At 44.3% G+C, this 16,362-nt stretch carries 13 protein-coding genes and 1 riboswitch; of the genes, 11 read left to right on the top strand and 2 right to left on the bottom strand.

Annotation, left to right across the window (positions count from 1 at the left end):
• Positions 1-69: 69 nt before the first annotated feature.
• Positions 70-223, bottom strand: a riboswitch (FMN riboswitch).
• Between the two features lie 84 nt (positions 224-307).
• On the bottom strand, positions 308-808 hold the full coding sequence (locus V6669_RS17400; protein ID WP_338587187.1) for a DinB family protein: 501 nt from the start codon (positions 806-808) through the stop codon (positions 308-310).
• Between the two features lie 143 nt (positions 809-951).
• On the opposite strand from V6669_RS17400, the gene V6669_RS17395 reads away from it, so the two are divergent.
• From V6669_RS17395 to V6669_RS17365, 7 genes are all read left to right on the top strand, one after another.
• The gene (locus tag V6669_RS17395; RefSeq protein ID WP_338587185.1) at positions 952-1,503 is read left to right on the top strand and encodes a CGNR zinc finger domain-containing protein; all 552 of its coding nucleotides are present in this window, start codon (positions 952-954) and stop codon (positions 1,501-1,503) included.
• A gap of 111 nt (positions 1,504-1,614) precedes the next feature.
• Positions 1,615-2,994, top strand: a complete 1,380-nt coding sequence (locus tag V6669_RS17390) for an amidohydrolase family protein (protein WP_338587184.1) — start codon at positions 1,615-1,617, stop codon at positions 2,992-2,994.
• A 529-nt stretch (positions 2,995-3,523) separates the two neighbouring features.
• Entirely contained in the window at positions 3,524-4,960 is a 1,437-nt protein-coding gene (locus tag V6669_RS17385; protein WP_338594980.1) for an amino acid permease, read from the top strand.
• Positions 4,961-5,216: 256 nt separating this feature from the next.
• On the top strand, positions 5,217-6,296 hold the full coding sequence (locus V6669_RS17380; RefSeq protein WP_338587182.1) for a hypothetical protein: 1,080 nt from the start codon (positions 5,217-5,219) through the stop codon (positions 6,294-6,296).
• A 272-nt stretch (positions 6,297-6,568) separates the two neighbouring features.
• Positions 6,569-7,501, top strand: coding sequence for a tyrosine-type recombinase/integrase (locus V6669_RS17375; RefSeq protein ID WP_338587180.1), 933 nt, complete (start codon positions 6,569-6,571; stop codon positions 7,499-7,501).
• Positions 7,502-7,667: 166 nt separating this feature from the next.
• Positions 7,668-10,433, top strand: coding sequence for a hypothetical protein (locus V6669_RS17370; RefSeq protein WP_338587179.1), 2,766 nt, complete (start codon positions 7,668-7,670; stop codon positions 10,431-10,433).
• A gap of 63 nt (positions 10,434-10,496) precedes the next feature.
• The gene (locus V6669_RS17365; RefSeq protein ID WP_338587178.1) at positions 10,497-11,705 is read left to right on the top strand and encodes a hypothetical protein; all 1,209 of its coding nucleotides are present in this window, start codon (positions 10,497-10,499) and stop codon (positions 11,703-11,705) included.
• Between the two features lie 185 nt (positions 11,706-11,890).
• On the opposite strand, the gene V6669_RS17360 is transcribed toward V6669_RS17365, so the two are convergent.
• Positions 11,891-12,820 (bottom strand): L-lactate dehydrogenase, encoded by a 930-nt coding sequence (locus V6669_RS17360; RefSeq protein ID WP_338587177.1) that lies wholly within the window; start codon positions 12,818-12,820, stop codon positions 11,891-11,893.
• A gap of 336 nt (positions 12,821-13,156) precedes the next feature.
• Between V6669_RS17360 and V6669_RS17355 the strand changes: the two genes are divergently transcribed.
• The 4 genes from V6669_RS17355 (at position 13,157) to V6669_RS17340 (ending at position 16,246) form a co-directional block, all read left to right on the top strand.
• Positions 13,157-14,434 (top strand): hypothetical protein, encoded by a 1,278-nt coding sequence (locus V6669_RS17355; protein WP_338587176.1) that lies wholly within the window; start codon positions 13,157-13,159, stop codon positions 14,432-14,434.
• Positions 14,435-14,580: 146 nt separating this feature from the next.
• Positions 14,581-14,790: a hypothetical protein gene (locus V6669_RS17350; RefSeq protein ID WP_338587175.1), complete on the top strand. Its 210-nt coding sequence runs from the start codon at positions 14,581-14,583 to the stop codon at positions 14,788-14,790.
• A gap of 446 nt (positions 14,791-15,236) precedes the next feature.
• Complete coding sequence (locus tag V6669_RS17345; protein ID WP_338587174.1) at positions 15,237-15,551, top strand: hypothetical protein; 315 nt, start codon at positions 15,237-15,239, stop codon at positions 15,549-15,551.
• A 269-nt stretch (positions 15,552-15,820) separates the two neighbouring features.
• Entirely contained in the window at positions 15,821-16,246 is a 426-nt protein-coding gene (locus tag V6669_RS17340; RefSeq protein ID WP_338587173.1) for an NUDIX hydrolase, read from the top strand.
• The last annotated feature ends 116 nt before the right edge of the window (positions 16,247-16,362 follow it).

Genomic DNA, 16,362 nt, shown 5'->3' with positions numbered 1-16,362 from the left:
AAATAAACGGGGGCTCATCCAAGGACATGCGTCAGGAAAGAGGCCTTCCCGTGAACGGCATGTCAATGTGTTGATCTTCTCTCATCCGGACTGTACCGTCGGCCTTGGATTCACACCAAGTCAGTCGCTAGATGTCCTTCGTTAAGAACAACTAGCGAGTCGCGGGCTGGTTCCGAAGAACATCACCGCCGGTTGGGAATTGCACCCTACCCCGAAGATCCTATTCAATTATATAGTGTGTTGAACAAGCTGTAACATTAATAAGTTCATCTTATTCCTGTAAGCGCTAGCAGTTCAAGCATTTTTTTTAGAAAACGATTTTCCAGCTCCCTTGCTGTCTGCGAAGGAGCACGATTTGACCTGCGTGATACGCATCATGGAGTACCCAGCGAGCCAGTTCGTGTGCCCATTTCTCTTCGGAGTCCATATATGCGGCTTCAAGATCTGACTCTTGTAGTGCAGCTAATTGATCTCGCAACTGTTGGGCTAATCGAGTTGTACCCTGTAGCAGTGTATTCCATCCGACTGCGTCCGTAGGATCTCCGGAATTCCCAAATGTGTATTCATTGGAGTCTACAGCAGGAAGGGTAGGCTCCTTACCTTGCATGCGACATAATAAGCGATGGTTGTAATAATACATATGGTTAACCAACTGCCAGATGCTTAATCCCCCTGAAGGTGGAATCCAGGCTGCTTGTTCTGCTGTAAGACCCTCCAAGGATTTCGACAAAGGTACAATCCAATTACATTGATCCCAAGTATCATCCTTTTGAATAAGTAACACATCTAGTGCTGTTGTTTTTGTCATTGCCTTTTCCTCCTTGCGTATAATTGTGATTTGTGATGTAACTAGCTAAAACTGATTAATAAGGTTACACTTAATATAACACATCAAAGATGAGTTGTAACCTTCTTTATGTAATTAGATGGTTACACTGAACGGAGGTATATATGGACAGGTTATGGACCGATTTTGTAAACAGCGATTATCACGACTGGCGTGGGGGAGATCGATCGGAGGACAGGCTCGGGAAGGCGAACTGGCAGCAAGATTTTCTGGATCGATGGCAACTTCACGCCTCTGTCCCTGCATCTCCGGAAGATGAGTTGGCGATGAGAAACTTCAGGAAAGAATTGATGGCTCTTGGAACCCGGTTGTCTTCTGGAGCATCACTAACGGATATAGAAAAACAATGGTTGAACGGCGTTATGGAAGCAGGGCATGTGAGAAGAAATTTGACTACAATTGATCAGGAACTGAAACTCCAACTGGTAACTGTAGAAGCACATTGGCATCAGGTTATGGCTGAGGTGGCTGCTGACTTTGCTTTGACTTTGGTGGAGGGAGAAGCGGGGAGGATTCGGGTCTGTGATAATTCGGATTGTCGCTGGATGTTCTATGATGATACCCGAAGCAGAACACAGAAGTACTGTGATGATAAGATGTGTGGCAATCTGATGAAGGTTAGAAGATTTCGGGCGAAACGCAAATCCCAAAATTGATAAATACTAACAATAACTATATAATGTATATATACTAGCGAAAAAATAGTCAGAAGCAGTACAGATTCGTAAGCAGGATGTGTTCGTCTTTCAAACCAAATTAGATGGGAGATGTGTCTTGTGCGGACAAGTTATCTGTTGAAAAATGGCTGTGTGTTGTCGATGGATGCTCGAATTGGACAGTATAAGCGGGCGGACGTTCTGATTCAGGATTCGCTGATCATGGCGATCCAGCCCGACCTGGATATTCCGGATGCGGAGGTCATTGATGCTTCATCGATGATTATTATGCCTGGGCTGGTGGACACGCATCGGCATATGTGGGAATCACTGGTCAAAACAGCGGGAACCAACTGGTCGTTACCAGTTTATTTGCAAAATCTCTATTATGGTGCGATGGGAAGCAAGCTCCGTCCACAAGATAGTTATATTGCCAACCTGCTCGGTTCCTTGGAAGCGCTTAACGCAGGAGTGACGACAGTAATGGATTGGAGCATGCCGTATTCCCCTGACCATACGGATGAACTGATTCGCGGACTTCAGGATGCTGGCATTCGGGCGGTATTTGCTCATGGAGTCCCTGGTGAGACGGACTACTGGAATCGGGATAGTCAACTCACGTATTCGAATAATGATGTGAGAAGAGTCAAAGAACGTTATTTTTCATCACGGGATCAATTACTTACTTATGGGCTTGCCATTCGTGGCCCAGAATTCAGTCATTGGGATACAACCGTGAAAGAGATCGAACTAGCACAAGAACTGGATGCAATCTGTTCCATGCATGCCGGATTTGGCAGTTGGGGATCTGTGGATCGCTCGATTAATCACTTGTACGAAGCGGGACTGTTAAGTCCACGGGTGAATATCGTTCATGGTAACACCATGGGTATGGATGAATACAAAATGCTGGCAGATAGTGGCGCTTCCTTGTCGGTCACACCTGAGATTGAAATGATGATGGGTCATGGATATCCAGCCACCGGCTATTTTCTTGAACATGGGGGAACCCCTACACTTGGTGTAGATGTAGTGACGTCCACAGGCGGAGATATGTTCTCGCAGATGAAGTTTGCACTTCAGGCTGAACGATCCAGAGCTAATGAACAACTTTTGCAGCAGGGTGAGATGCCTGGTGAGTTGAACTTGCAGTCCAGCCAAGTGCTGAGATTTGCTACTTCAGCTGGTGCCCAAGCATTGGGATTGGAGCAGAAGGTGGGTACGTTGACCCCAGGGAAGGAAGCGGATCTGATCATGATTCGTACCACCGATCTGAATATGTTCCCCGTTCATGATCCAATCGGCGCTGTTGTGCAATTTGCCAATCCATCCAATGTGGATACGGTCTTTGTGGCAGGTAGACTCGTGAAGCGAGAGGGTAAGCTGTTGAATGTTGATCTGGACGCAATTCGGGATACGGCGATGCAGAGCAAAGATTATTTGTTATCCCAATACCGGATGTCGGACGCGGAGAGAATCGCTTTTTCATAATTTACTTTTTCATAAAAACCTGAAATGAAGTCAGTTCGTATTTTTATATACACCTCTACCTATAGTAAGAAATAAAGAGCCGCATAATGATATGTGGCTCTTTTACATGCCTGCATATCGTCGAATTAGACAGGATAAGGTAGGAAGGGACAGCAGAAAAAGACGAAAAGAGCTCTCTTTCTCTTAACTTCAGATAACAAGGGATATAAGATATTTTTTACGTAAAAATAGGCTCATAAAAACTGCGCATAATATAAATTATACGCAGTTTTGTTTTAAATCCATTTTCATATTCATCCACGTGCAACAGTTCATGATAATTTTCGCGAAAAAAGAACAAAATAAGTGATCTTTAAAAATAATTTTAACCAAGCAACGCGATAACGTGTAGAATTCGATAGGTTTTTATAGGTGATCGATAAGATAGAACAAATGACTTTTTCATAGAACAGATGGGAAGCCATCCAATCTCTGCTACATCCATAGCACATATTGCACATTCAAGATTCATGACGAAAGGAACATGACTATGCGTGAGAACGAACAACGATCTTCATTATTTCGTAAAAAACCAATTGCCACCGGGGGCGATAACAACAGTGCATTGAAACGGGCACTTGGTCCGTTGGACTTAACCACACTTGGCGTAGGAGCTATTATTGGTACCGGGATTTTTGTGCTGACCGGTGTAGCTGCCGCAACGTATGCTGGCCCGGGCCTTGTACTGTCATTTTTGCTGGCAGGTATCATATGTGCATTTGCAGCATTGTGTTACTCGGAATTTGCATCAAGCATACCGGCATCGGGTAGTGCGTACACGTATAGTTATACGGCTTTTGGCGAAGTGATTGCCTGGATTCTGGGATGGGATCTGATATTGGAGTATGGATTCGCGAGTGCAGCGGTAGCCAGCGGATGGTCTGGATATTTCCAAACGTTATTATCCGGATTTGGATTGGAGTTACCCCATGCGCTTACGAGTGCGTTCAGCCCGGAAAAAGGGACTTATTTTGACATCATGGCTGCGGTCATAACGTTAATTATTACTTTCCTGCTTACCCGAGGAGTGAAGGAAGCTGCTCGTGCGAACGGAATTATGGTTGCGATTAAGATTATTGTCGTGCTGATCTTTATTGGTGTAGGTGTCTTTTATGTAGAGCCAACCAACTGGCAGCCATTTTTGCCTTTTGGTATCTCAGGCGTAACAGCTGGAGCAGCAACCGTATTCTTTGCTTACATCGGATTTGATGCGGTCTCCACTGCGGCAGAAGAGGTTAAGCGGCCACAACGGGATTTGCCGATTGGGATTATTGCGTCACTGGCGATCTGTACTGTTCTCTACATTGTTGTATCGTTGATCCTCACAGGGATCGTGCCGTATAACATGTTGAATGTAAGTGATCCGGTTGCGTTTGCATTTGAATTTGTCCAGTTGAAGGGATTGTCCTGGATTGTATCTCTTGGAGCGATTGCCGGCATTACGACCGTATTGCTGGTCATGATGTATGGTCAGACACGTTTGCTCTATTCCATGTCTCGTGACGGACTGCTGTCTCCGGTCTTTTCCAAAGTTAGTGGCAAGAGTCAGACACCAGCTGTAGGGACATGGGTTGCGGGCATTATCGTGGCTCTGTTCTCCGGGTTCATTTCGTTGGGACATTTGGCGGAGCTTACGAACATCGGAACGTTGTTTGCTTTTGCAGTTGTAAGTCTGGGCATTATTGTGTTGCGTAAAAATAACCCGGATCTCAAACGCGGATTCCGCGTTCCACTTGTGCCACTGATTCCGATTCTGAGTGCGTTGGGTTGTGTATACTTGATGACACGCCTTGCGGTTCTGACATGGATTACGTTTTTTGCTTGGTTGATCATCGGATTGATCATTTACTTTGCGTATGGACGGCATTACAGTCATCTGAATCCGGCACGCCGCATCTCGAGTGCTTTCAGAGCGAAGGATAAATAGATTAGTCGAGTCTTTAACCGAGAACATCTTCATTTTTCCTCATTTCGTATCGCTTAGGCGAAGCGGGATGGGGATTTTTTTTATATAGAAAGATAAAGGATGATAACAGCAGGGGAAGGTTGGAATTTTCTTCATATATGGGTAAGTAATAAGGGGCGTAACCAACTTAATCAAGGAGTCGGGGTTGCGGCTAAGACAAATATGAAATATATTTGGGGATGTGACATGCCATCAGACATAAGAGAGGGGATGTATCATGAACACACCATTACATACGAATTCAGATCATCAAAATGCAGCTTTTGGGTTTGCTCTGGCTGACTCAGCCGTACTCACAGAGGCGAAATTACTTGTTTCACAACCAGGAATTGAAGACGAATTGCAGTTGGATATTGATCCGCAGCACCTTCTGAAGGATGGACGTAAGGTATCTGTCATTGCACAACAGTTGGATTCACCCGTCAATCGTCAGGATGCCAATATCATCTATGGTCAGGAGCTAGCATACGTGCAGTATGCTGTTAACCTGAAACCGGATAGCACAATCTCCATTGTTTCTATTGAGGGGGTTGAACAGCCTGTTGATCTGGGTTGGTCAGCATTTGCAGAAGGGGAATACGAACTTCGAATCTCCCTGCATATGAAAACACCTCGTATTGCTGAAGGTGCACTCGAACCTGAACAGCTTGCAATGGTTAAGTACGCGCAAGTTATCACTGTATATATATCGCTTTTCCCGGCAGAAGCAGCGTCGTTGAGTTCACCATCTCAAGCTGTGTGGAGCAGAAACCATCATGTGTTTGACTCCTACGGGAGAGGAGGATTTATTCTCGCTGACCTGCCTCGACTCGCTGAGCGTGTGGAGGAACTGATCGGACCAGGTAACCATAATCTGATCGAAAAATTTGCGGAAGGGGAACTGTCGGATACGTTGCTGGAAAAGGGGCTGATGGCGATTGCCTGGGGCGTGACTCCGTGGTGTTATTCACTCTATTCTGCACCAGATGAGCAGTCTGCTCGAATACTTGCTGTGGACAAGCTGGACGATGTACCTGAACGGCAAGGGATCTACCGTATTGATCCGTCCATTCAACAATTAAGCATTGTGCCGGCGAACGAACTGGCTTACTGGCCTGCTTGCGTTCAGAACGATTGGCCTGTTATTGATGTGGCTGGTGAAGGTGAGACGTTGCATATGGATCTGTATACTCAGATCTGTGAATCCGTGAATGGACTGCACGAGAATCCATTGCCATCGTTTGTACTTACCCGTAGTCAAGGCAAACCCGAAGCGATCATTCCGCTGATTGACGTTGTCATTGTGGATGAAGCGTAGAGCACTGTTTTATAATAAATATATAAATTGAACTAATCATTTAAACGAAAACGGAGAGGACAGAAAGAACCTGAAAAAGCGAAGCTAACAGCTTTCTGCAAGAAAGCTACTTCGGAAGCATACGCTTCGCCTTTATCCACGGATTTTCCCCTTGAGAAAAGGGAATCAGAAAAATCTGGGGATAACAGCGATTGGAAGGTGTTGTTCTGTCATCGCAGTGCCCGTGTAAATAATCTTAGTCAATTTTAACCCAATCGAGGTGACGTAGACAGATGATGACCGAGGAGATCCAGGAGCAATATGCGGACGAGCTAGAAGCATTTCACATATGGATGAAGGACGCCGGATATACAGGCCATACGGTAAAATCATACACGGGTGACGTGGTGGAATTCCTGGTCTCCATTCAAGGAAAGTCACTGGAGCAGGTCAAAAAGCTGCATGTGTTGTCATTTCTGTCCCGCGCGCGGGAGCGTGGGGTTAGTGATGCCACGAGAAATCGCAAACATGCGGCGGTGAACTGTTTTTACAAGTCCCTCATTGAACTAGAATTGTTAACCAATAATCCGGCGTTTGGGATCAAAAAATCCAAAACCGAGAAAAACCGTGCGCCCGTTTTCCTTGATGAAAGTGGGTTGACACGTTTTCTGAAGTCGGTAGAAGGCAAGTATCGTACACGTAATTTGGCTGTTTTTCTGCTGATGGGATATATGGGATTACGGGTTGGAGAAGTGCATGCTCTGGATTGCAAAGACTATAACGCGGAGCGGCGTACATTGGATGTATTCGGTAAAGGTCGGAAATGGCGCTCGCTTCCTGTACCGGAGACTGTGGCAAACGTGTTATCTCAAGCGATGGCTGAGCGTCTGGATCCTTGGCGACCGAAAGAGGAAGCACTATTTGTCTCGCAAAAAGGGAAGAGACTGTCGATTCGAAGTATCCAGCTCATATCTACGGAAACCTTTGAACGCTTCCAGCAGGATTCACCGGCGAATCAACGTCAAAACTACTCCAGTCATAAGCTACGTCACTCCTTCGCAACGATGATGTTACGGCGGGGAGCAGATCTGCGCACGGTGCAGGAGCTGCTCGGTCATGCATCGATTCAAACAACAACGGTGTATACACATGTCACCAGTAGGGAGAAAGAAGAGGCTATGGCTCTGCTGGACGTTAAACTTCCCGCATTTGGGTTGAACAATTAGCTATTGAATAATTAGATTTAGAGAAGCCTGTCCAAGTGACAGGCTTTTTGAGTTCTCAAATACTGAATTATGCGATACCTCTCACCCCTGGCATGAATTGGAATACTTTATGTAAAGAAGTTAGGGGATGCCAAAGATTAAACTGCATGTGAGGGGAGGGGATAACATGGCTACTTTATCAACTGGACCGATTGAGAATAATCCAGTTAGTGGCGTAAGGCCAACACAACAGTTGACGATTAAGATCGATAATAGAGATCTGGTCAATAATGCGAGTATCTTAATTCAAGGTTATTATCTGAATGGAATCAGAACTCTATACGCACTTGAACTTATTAGTATAAATCCGAATCAAGCAATAACGAAGAACTACTTTGCAAACCTGGATGTATTTGAATTTATCTTTACAACAAGTGGTCTCGCAGAGCAGCAAGTAGAAATATCAGTTTGGGGAAAAAATTCTGCCGGGCAACTTGTAACACCCCATCGTATTGTATCTTCAGAACTGTTAGGTGCAAACGAGTCCACGGGAGTTACAGGGGTGACTGGTGCAACTGGTGTAACCGGAGTAACTGGAGTAACTGGAGTTATTGGTGCGACTGGAGTGACTGGGGCAACTGGAGATACAGGAGTAACTGGTACAACAGGAGTCACTGGAGTCACTGGAGTTACTGGTGTAACTGGAGCAACAGGAACCACTGGAGAATCTGGAGCCACAGGAGCAACTGGGGCAACAGGAGTAACTGGAGTTACCGGAGTAACTGGAGTAACCGGAGTAACTGGTGAAACTGGAGCAACTGGAGCAACTGGAGTAACTGGAGTAACCGGAGCAACTGGAGCCACAGGAGCAACTGGGGCAACAGGAGTAACTGGAGTTACCGGAGTAACTGGAGCTACTGGAGTAACTGGTGAAACTGGAGCAACTGGAACCACTGGAGTAACTGGAGCAACAGGAGCCACAGGAGCAACTGGGGCAACAGGAGTAACTGGAGTTACCGGAGTAACTGGAGCAACTGGAGCAACTGGTGAAACTGGAGCAACTGGAGCAACTGGAGTAACTGGAGTAACCGGAGCAACTGGAGCCACAGGAGCAACTGGGGCAACAGGAGTAACTGGAGTTACCGGAGTAACTGGAGCTACTGGAGTAACTGGTGAAACTGGAGCAACTGGAGCAACTGGAGTAACTGGAGTAACCGGAGCAACTGGAGCCACAGGAGCAACTGGGGCAACAGGAGTAACTGGAGTTACCGGAGTAACTGGAGCTACTGGAGTAACTGGTGTAACTGGAGCAACAGGAGCCACAGGAGCAACTGGGGCAACAGGAGTAACTGGAGTTACCGGAGTTACTGGAGTAACTGGAGTTACCGGAGTTACTGGAGTAACTGGAGTAACTGGTGTAACCGGAGTAACTGGTGAAACTGGAGCTACTGGAGTAACTGGAGTTACCGGAGTAACTGGAGCTACTGGAGTAACTGGTGAAACTGGAGCAACAGGAACCACTGGAGTAACTGGAGAAACTGGAGCCACAGGAGCAACTGGGGCAACAGGAGTAACTGGTGAAACTGGTGTAACTGGAGCAACTGGAGTTACCGGAGTGACTGGAGTGACTGGTGCAATTGGAGATACTGGAGTAACTGGTACAACAGGAGTCACTGGAGTTACTGGTGTAACCGGAAATACTGGTGTAACTGGAGCAACCGGTGAAACTGGAGCTACTGGTACAGTAGACCCTACCGTAACTATAGTGGGAGTAGGCCCAAATGTTAGTTCTGAATTTAGTGAATTAAGAACAAGTGAAAAAACACCGATTATTGAATTAACTTCGGTATATGGCCTATCTAATCTAAGAGACATCGTCTCTACTTTGGGTGCTGCAACGGTTGGAACCAACAACACAGAGTTTCAACTAACCACGACAGCATCTGGAGCAGATACGGCAATACTTCAAAGCTCAGAACGGGGAAGGTATGAGTCAGGGTATGCTGGAGAAGCGGGAATCGGTGTGCGATTGCCTGTTGCCCCTACAGGAACACAAGTGGTAAGATGGGGACTTTTTGATGACCAAAATGGTTTGTTTTTTGGCCAGAGTGTGGCAAACGGAATTTTTGTAGCAGTCAGAAGAGCAGGAACTGACACGATTATTCCTCAAGCTTCCTGGAACGTTGATAAATTAGATGGAACCGGTCCTAGCGGAGCTACACTTAGTCTGGCTAAGGGGAATATATTTCAAATTTTATTTACTTGGTACGGTTATGGGGTCATTGAGTTTAGAGTTGTTATTCCTGATCCTACGACTTTAGCGCAGGAAGTAATTACCGTTCAACGATTCTCACCAAGCGGGCAAACAAGCTTGGCCGACCCTAATCTTCCTCTTCGTGCTGAAATCTCGAATAATGGAACAGCATCTGCACTTAATTTATTTGTTGGAGGAAGACAATATAGCATTGTGGGCAGATATAGTCCGGTATTCAGAATTACTTCTGAAAGAAGAACCGTAACTGCAACCGGGACTCTTACACCAATTTTGTCCTTCCAAAGAAAAGCAACTTTCCCGGCAGGTTCAGGCCGAACGAATTCAGTCAGTGTAAAACTTGAAGGGATCGACCTTGTAACCTCAGACGATATATACTACCAGATCATATTAGGCGGAACCATTAATGGAGCCTTTGCGACGTATCCAACGGCAACGACGAATATTCCAAACTCGGAGACAGGTCTGTTAGTAAATAGCACGCTAACGACAATTACTGGAGGTCAGGTACTACTACAAGGCTTAGCAGCTGGCGTAGAAGGCAGTGCCAGAATTTTAGCTTCTGCGTCATTATTGGATTTTCAATTACCAGACACTGAATTTGTCACGCTGGCTGTAGCTAACTTAAGTGGTGGTACGAATTCTGTCACCGCAACCTTTAGTGTCACTGAAGAATGGTAGTTAATAAAAGCGGGGAGAAGAATATTTACTTCTTCTCCCTCTTTCTGCAAAGGAGGAGAAACATTGTCAGATATTATCATCTCCAATATTGGGCCAAATGTCAGTTCGCAATTCGATGAGTTGCGTGTAGCACAAAAAACTCCAATTGTGGAGCTAACCTCTGTGTATGGTTTATCGATCCTTAGAGATGCAGTTACGACTACTGGTGCTGGCACGGTTACAAATAACGCGACTGAGTATAATTTGAGCAACACTGCCAGTGGCGTAGACTCAGCCATTTTAGAAAGTGTATTGCGAGGACGATATGAACCGGGTTATGCAGGAGAGGCGGGGATAGGGGTTCGAATTCCTTCTCTGCCAATAGGTAACCAAGTGGCGCAATGGGGATTATTTGATACTCAAAACGGAGCCTTTTTTGGAGTGAACAGTACTACGGTGTTTGTAACCGTGCGTAGAGCAGGAGTTGATACGACAGTTCCTCAAAGCTTATGGAATGTAGATCCATTAAACGGGACAGGACCAAGCGGAGCTACACTAAACTTATCAAAAGGGAACATATACCAAATTGTGTTTACATGGTATGGTTACGGAGTGATTGAATTTAGAGTGGTTATCCCTGATCCCGTAACGTTAGCCCAAGAGGTAATTACCGTTCATCGATTCTCCCCAACAGGGCAAACAAGCTTTGTTGATCCAAATCTTCCGTTAAGAGCACAAGTTGCTAATAATGGAACCGGTGCTGCTTATAGTATATTTGTGGGTGGAAGACAATATAGTATTATCGGCAAATATGAACCAACCTATAGAGTCACTTCCGAAAGAAGAAGAATAACAAATGTTACATCAACGTTAACACCCGTAATTTCATTTACAAGAAAAGCTGTGTTTCCAGCGGGTTCGGCTAGAACGAATTCGGTTCAGGTGAATTTGGAAGAAATCAATGTTATTTCATCCGTAGATCTAAGTTACCAAGTGCTTGTGGGAGGGACGTTAAATGGAGCTTTTGTTAATTTTCCCACAGCTACAACGATTATTCCTGATAGCGAGACCGCACTACTAGTCAACAATACCTCTACAACAATTACAGGTGGAGAAGTGGTGTTTCAAGGCATTACAGGAGGGGGAGCAGGGAATACCAAAATATTGGCCTCTTCAGAACTTTTGGATTTCACTCTTCCGGAAAATCAGGTTGTAACTTTAGCCGTATCGAATATTGGTGGTCCAGGCTCGAACACAGTTGATGTGGTATTTAGAGTAACTGAGAGTTGGTAATTAGTAATTAGTAATACCCTGTAGCTGTAGACATTGAATGATTCAAAATCCAGAAATCAAAAAAATGTTCAAAGATTAGAATTGACGGAATAAATGTTATGTAAACTAAATAAAAATTAGAAAAAAAATAACCACCTGAATACTCCTTAATACAGGAATACAGGTGGTTATTTTTTATACGTGGATTACTCCAATCCAGCGATCTGTTCTTTTAATTTGTTAGCAGATGCCTGGAAAGCCACTTTCTCGGATTCATTCAACGGAAGAGGCAGAATCTCGCGCACACCGTTGCGATCGACTACACATGGAACACCCAGATAAACATCCGATACGCCATTGTAATCTTCAAGCAACGTGGATACGTTCAGAACGGAGCCTTCGTTGCCGAGAATTGCAGCTACAATGCGGTCCAGAGCAAGTGCGATTGCATAGGAAGTTGCTCCTTTGGCATTAATAATCTCATACGCTGCATTTTTGGTACGGTCGAAGATATCCTGTTGTGTTTCTTCATCCAATTCCAGATCTGTTCCTGCAACGTTAGCCAGGCTCCATACCGGTACTTCGGAATCTCCATGCTCACCAATAATATGTGCGTGAATACTACGCGGGTCGATCCCTTTATTCTTACCAATCAGGTAACGGAAACGTGCGCTGTCGAGCAATGTACCTGAACCGATGACACGGGAAGCAGGCCATCCACTTTGTTTCCATGAAGTATAGGACAAAATATCTACAGGATTGGTTGCAATCAGTAAAATACCATGAGAATTCACTTCAGTAATACGTTCAATGATATCTTTGAAAATGCTTGCATTTTTCTTCAGCAGATCAATCCGGGTTTCGCCCGGCTTCTGGGAAGCACCCGCTGTAATAATAATGATATCTGCATCTTTGCAGTCGGAATAATCGCCAGCCCATACTTTCACGCCTCCCGTAAATGGAAGACCGTGGTTCATATCGAGCATTTCTCCTGTTGCTTTATCATGATTCACATCCACAAATACCAACTCGGACGAACGCTGTCTCAACATTAGCGTGTATCCCGTTGTTGTTCCCACCGCACCCATGCCTACAATCACGACACGACTTGGTTTCAGAGCTGCACTATTTGTCATGTTCATATCCTCTCCTTTTTGGGTTATACTCCCATCCATATTAAGGGATTAGAGAGTATAAAGCGAGTGTTGTCTATAAAATAGTTCACATTTCATGTCTTTTTACCAATTATTCCGTCGAAAAACAGTTTAGGATAAAATTAATGGTAATAAATGTGCGACATCTAGCCTAGAGCATCAGCTGGAAAAAGGGAGCGGGCAGCGCATACGTAGCCAATGAGCCTTTTACATAAGGTTTGTGGTAGAATAGGAGCAGTGGATTCTGATGAATCGTAAATAAAACGCCATAGGACAGGCATGCGCGCCTGTATATTGGATGAGAGAGGTGGAACCCACTTGCGTTCGCAATGGATTAAAATCGCGCAGACAGCATTGCTGTCTATAGGTATAGCAGCTTTATTGGCTGCATGCACCGACTCAGATCAACCTCCGGTAGCAGAACCTCCGCAGCAGCAGGAGGACGCCGGGAATACAGGGCAGACATTAACTGTCGTTCCCCCTGTGAACAGTACAGAAGCTGCAGATATGGCCAAGTACCAAATACAGACCCGTTTGACCGATTTTCAGTTGCTCAATGACAACGGAGGATTGGCGTGGGGTGTGACGCGGAATGCGCTGCGTCTGTACTACACTCAGGATCAGGGAAAGACCTGGACCAATATTTCACCTTCGGAAAATGTACAATTTCCGGCTAACCCTAAATATGGACAAAGCATTTATTTTGTAGATCGTGCACATGGTTGGATTGTTCGTGAAGGCATGGGTGGAACAGATACCATGGTGCTTCGCACCAACAATGGGGGCGTAACTTGGAGCCTGTCTTCTCTGTCCAAAACGGATAAAGTGACCGCGATCTCATTTGTATCTCCTGAGAAAGGCTGGATTCTCACCACGGTTGATACCGCTATTGGTAAACAGGACAAGAAACTTTACTTCACCGAGGACGGTGGAATCACTTGGAACCGCATGTCATCCAGTGATGAAGACGGCAAACAGGAAGCAGAAGAGATTTCCAAACGTGGATACACAACGGGGATGACTTTCTCGGATCCAAAGCATGGTTTCTTAACAGCGCTTGAGTTCGGTACACCGAAGTTGTATGTAACATCAGACGGCGGAGAGAACTGGGATACTGGACCATCCTTTTTTGATCGAAACAAATTCAACGGGTGTGGTAATTTCAGTGTTAGTTCACCACAATTTTTTGGACGTGAAGCGCAGTCAGCCTGGATATCAATGTCCTGTTCCCAAGGGGAGAGCACGACATTCAATGGATTCTTTACCACCGATGGAGGAAAGAGCTGGAAGCTGTCCAATTTCACTTTAAACAAACAAACGGGTCCGAATCGTAACCTTTCACCGGTATTTCTGAACGCTTTAGAAGGTTGGGCGATGCAAAAGGGCATAACCTACTACACCAAGGATGCGGGAAAAACATGGAGCGCTCTTCCTTCAAGTAGTGTACTGGAGAAAATTCTCGAAGACTATCCTGAAATTGTGAAGATGCAGATGGTTACCTCCAAGCTTGGCTGGATACTGGTTGAAAATACAGATGCTAAAAGATCGTTGTTATTGCAAACGGTGGACGGTGGTGTACATTGGAAAGTGCTTTAAAAGTAGAGTGTTGTAGATGTGAATAGATAAGGAAAGTGAGGAGCCAGAGGGTTCCTTTTCTTTTTTTGTTTAGTTTGTGAAATAAATCACAATTTAATCTGTTAAAAGGTGATATATTTAACTCAACAAGAGAAGGAGTGATGAAGATGAGAACCAACGGTCAGACTCAATTCACGCAGGCGGACGATTTAACCAGATATATGCTTCAATTATGCTACACATGTGACGATGCCAATCGTTGTACAACAGAGGAAGCGGTGAAGGCTTGCATGGCAGAACACGCTCAGGCAGACCAGCCCGAACCAGCCGAAGGTGGAGAAGTAACTCGCGGGTTTATGGACTTGATGTACGCATAGGCTTATGATTCACGGATCATTCACAGAGAACGCTCCTGCGGGAGGGTTCTTTTTGATTTGGAGAGAAATGTATGCGCTTTTAAATGTACTACGCAAATATTGCAGTATGGGTTATTATATAAATAATTAAGGTAAATCACTCAAAATGTGGAATTCGTGATAAAGGTCTGAAATAGCAGAAAGAATAAAACTATGAATATTCAAGATCTCCCAATTGAAATAAAAGAACATATAGGGGAAGTCCAGAAAATCACTTTTCCTAAGCAAGGTCATACTTCTACTGTGGCTATACTGGATACGTTTGATCAAAAGTACGTCATCAAGAAGACAGAAAACGATCTTTATAATGAATGGTTATTAGATGAATATAAGGTGCTCCAATACCTTTACCATACGGGACTCCCTGTTCCAAAGGCATATTTATTTCATATTGAGGACACATCGAGATGGCTTCTGATGGATTATATCGACGGAATAAGTTTAAGAGAATTCTCTCTACGATGCCTGACCTCCAAAGTAAAGAAAAAGCGATTTTTAACTTTGGGCTTTGTTTAAAGAAAATACATGAATGCTCTTGTCCTGTTGAATTATTGAACAATGACACTCCTTGGTTAGAGACAATGCTTAATAAAGCAGAATATAATCTTACTCACTTTGCTGTAGACGGATCAGCAGAACTACTTCAACAGTTGAAAGAAGCAAGACCAAAACCAATAGATAACACTTTCATTCATGGAGATTTTACTATAGATATGTGCTAGTTAATGATTGCAATATTGTTGGAGTTATTGACTGGGCAGGTGCCGCTTATGGCGATCCAAGATATGATGTAGCATTAGCCATTAGACCGAAACAGAACGCGTTTGATAATGAAAGAGATAGAGAAATATTTTATAACGGGTACGGAAAGTTAAGAATAACGGATGAAGAATACAGTTATTATGAAGACGGGATATATAATTTCTTTTAGTATGGCTGTAAATCATATTACTCAAACGCATATCCAATCTCTTTAGAAGGAGTCGAATAAATGAGCCCTCCAAAACATATCTTATCTGCCGCTGCAATTGTGATCAACGAACAAAATGAATTATTACTTATTAGAGGACCACGAAGAGGATGGGAAATGCCAGGTGGTCAAGTGGAAGAAGGAGAATCTCTAAGTCAAGCTGCAATCAGAGAAACAAAAGAGGAGTCCGGAATCGACATCGAAATCATCAAATTCTGTGGAATATTTCAAAATATCGAGAATTCAATATGTAACACATTATTTCTAGCCAAACCATTAGGAGGAGAATTAATCACATCAACGGAGAGCTTAGAGTCTGGTTTCTTTCCGATTGAAGAAGCCATTTTAAAAGTCGAATGGAAAAACTTCAGAGAAAGAATAGAATATTGCTTAAACCCTGAGATGCAACCTTTTTGCATTGAGTTCAGTGATAAGAATAATATTTAAAAGTTCCCTAGAAGCGTGGTACATATTATTGTGTCTCCCTATTATTACCTTTGATCGCAGATTCATCATAGACATGGGTCTAGGAATAAAGCCGAATATGGCCTTATTCAAGGGGG

The organism is Paenibacillus sp. Y5S-9, assembly GCF_036894235.1.
Lineage (GTDB): Bacteria > Bacillota > Bacilli > Paenibacillales > Paenibacillaceae > Paenibacillus.
The sequence above is the reverse complement of the archived record's forward strand: the minus strand, read 5'-3'. Positions and strand labels throughout refer to the sequence as shown.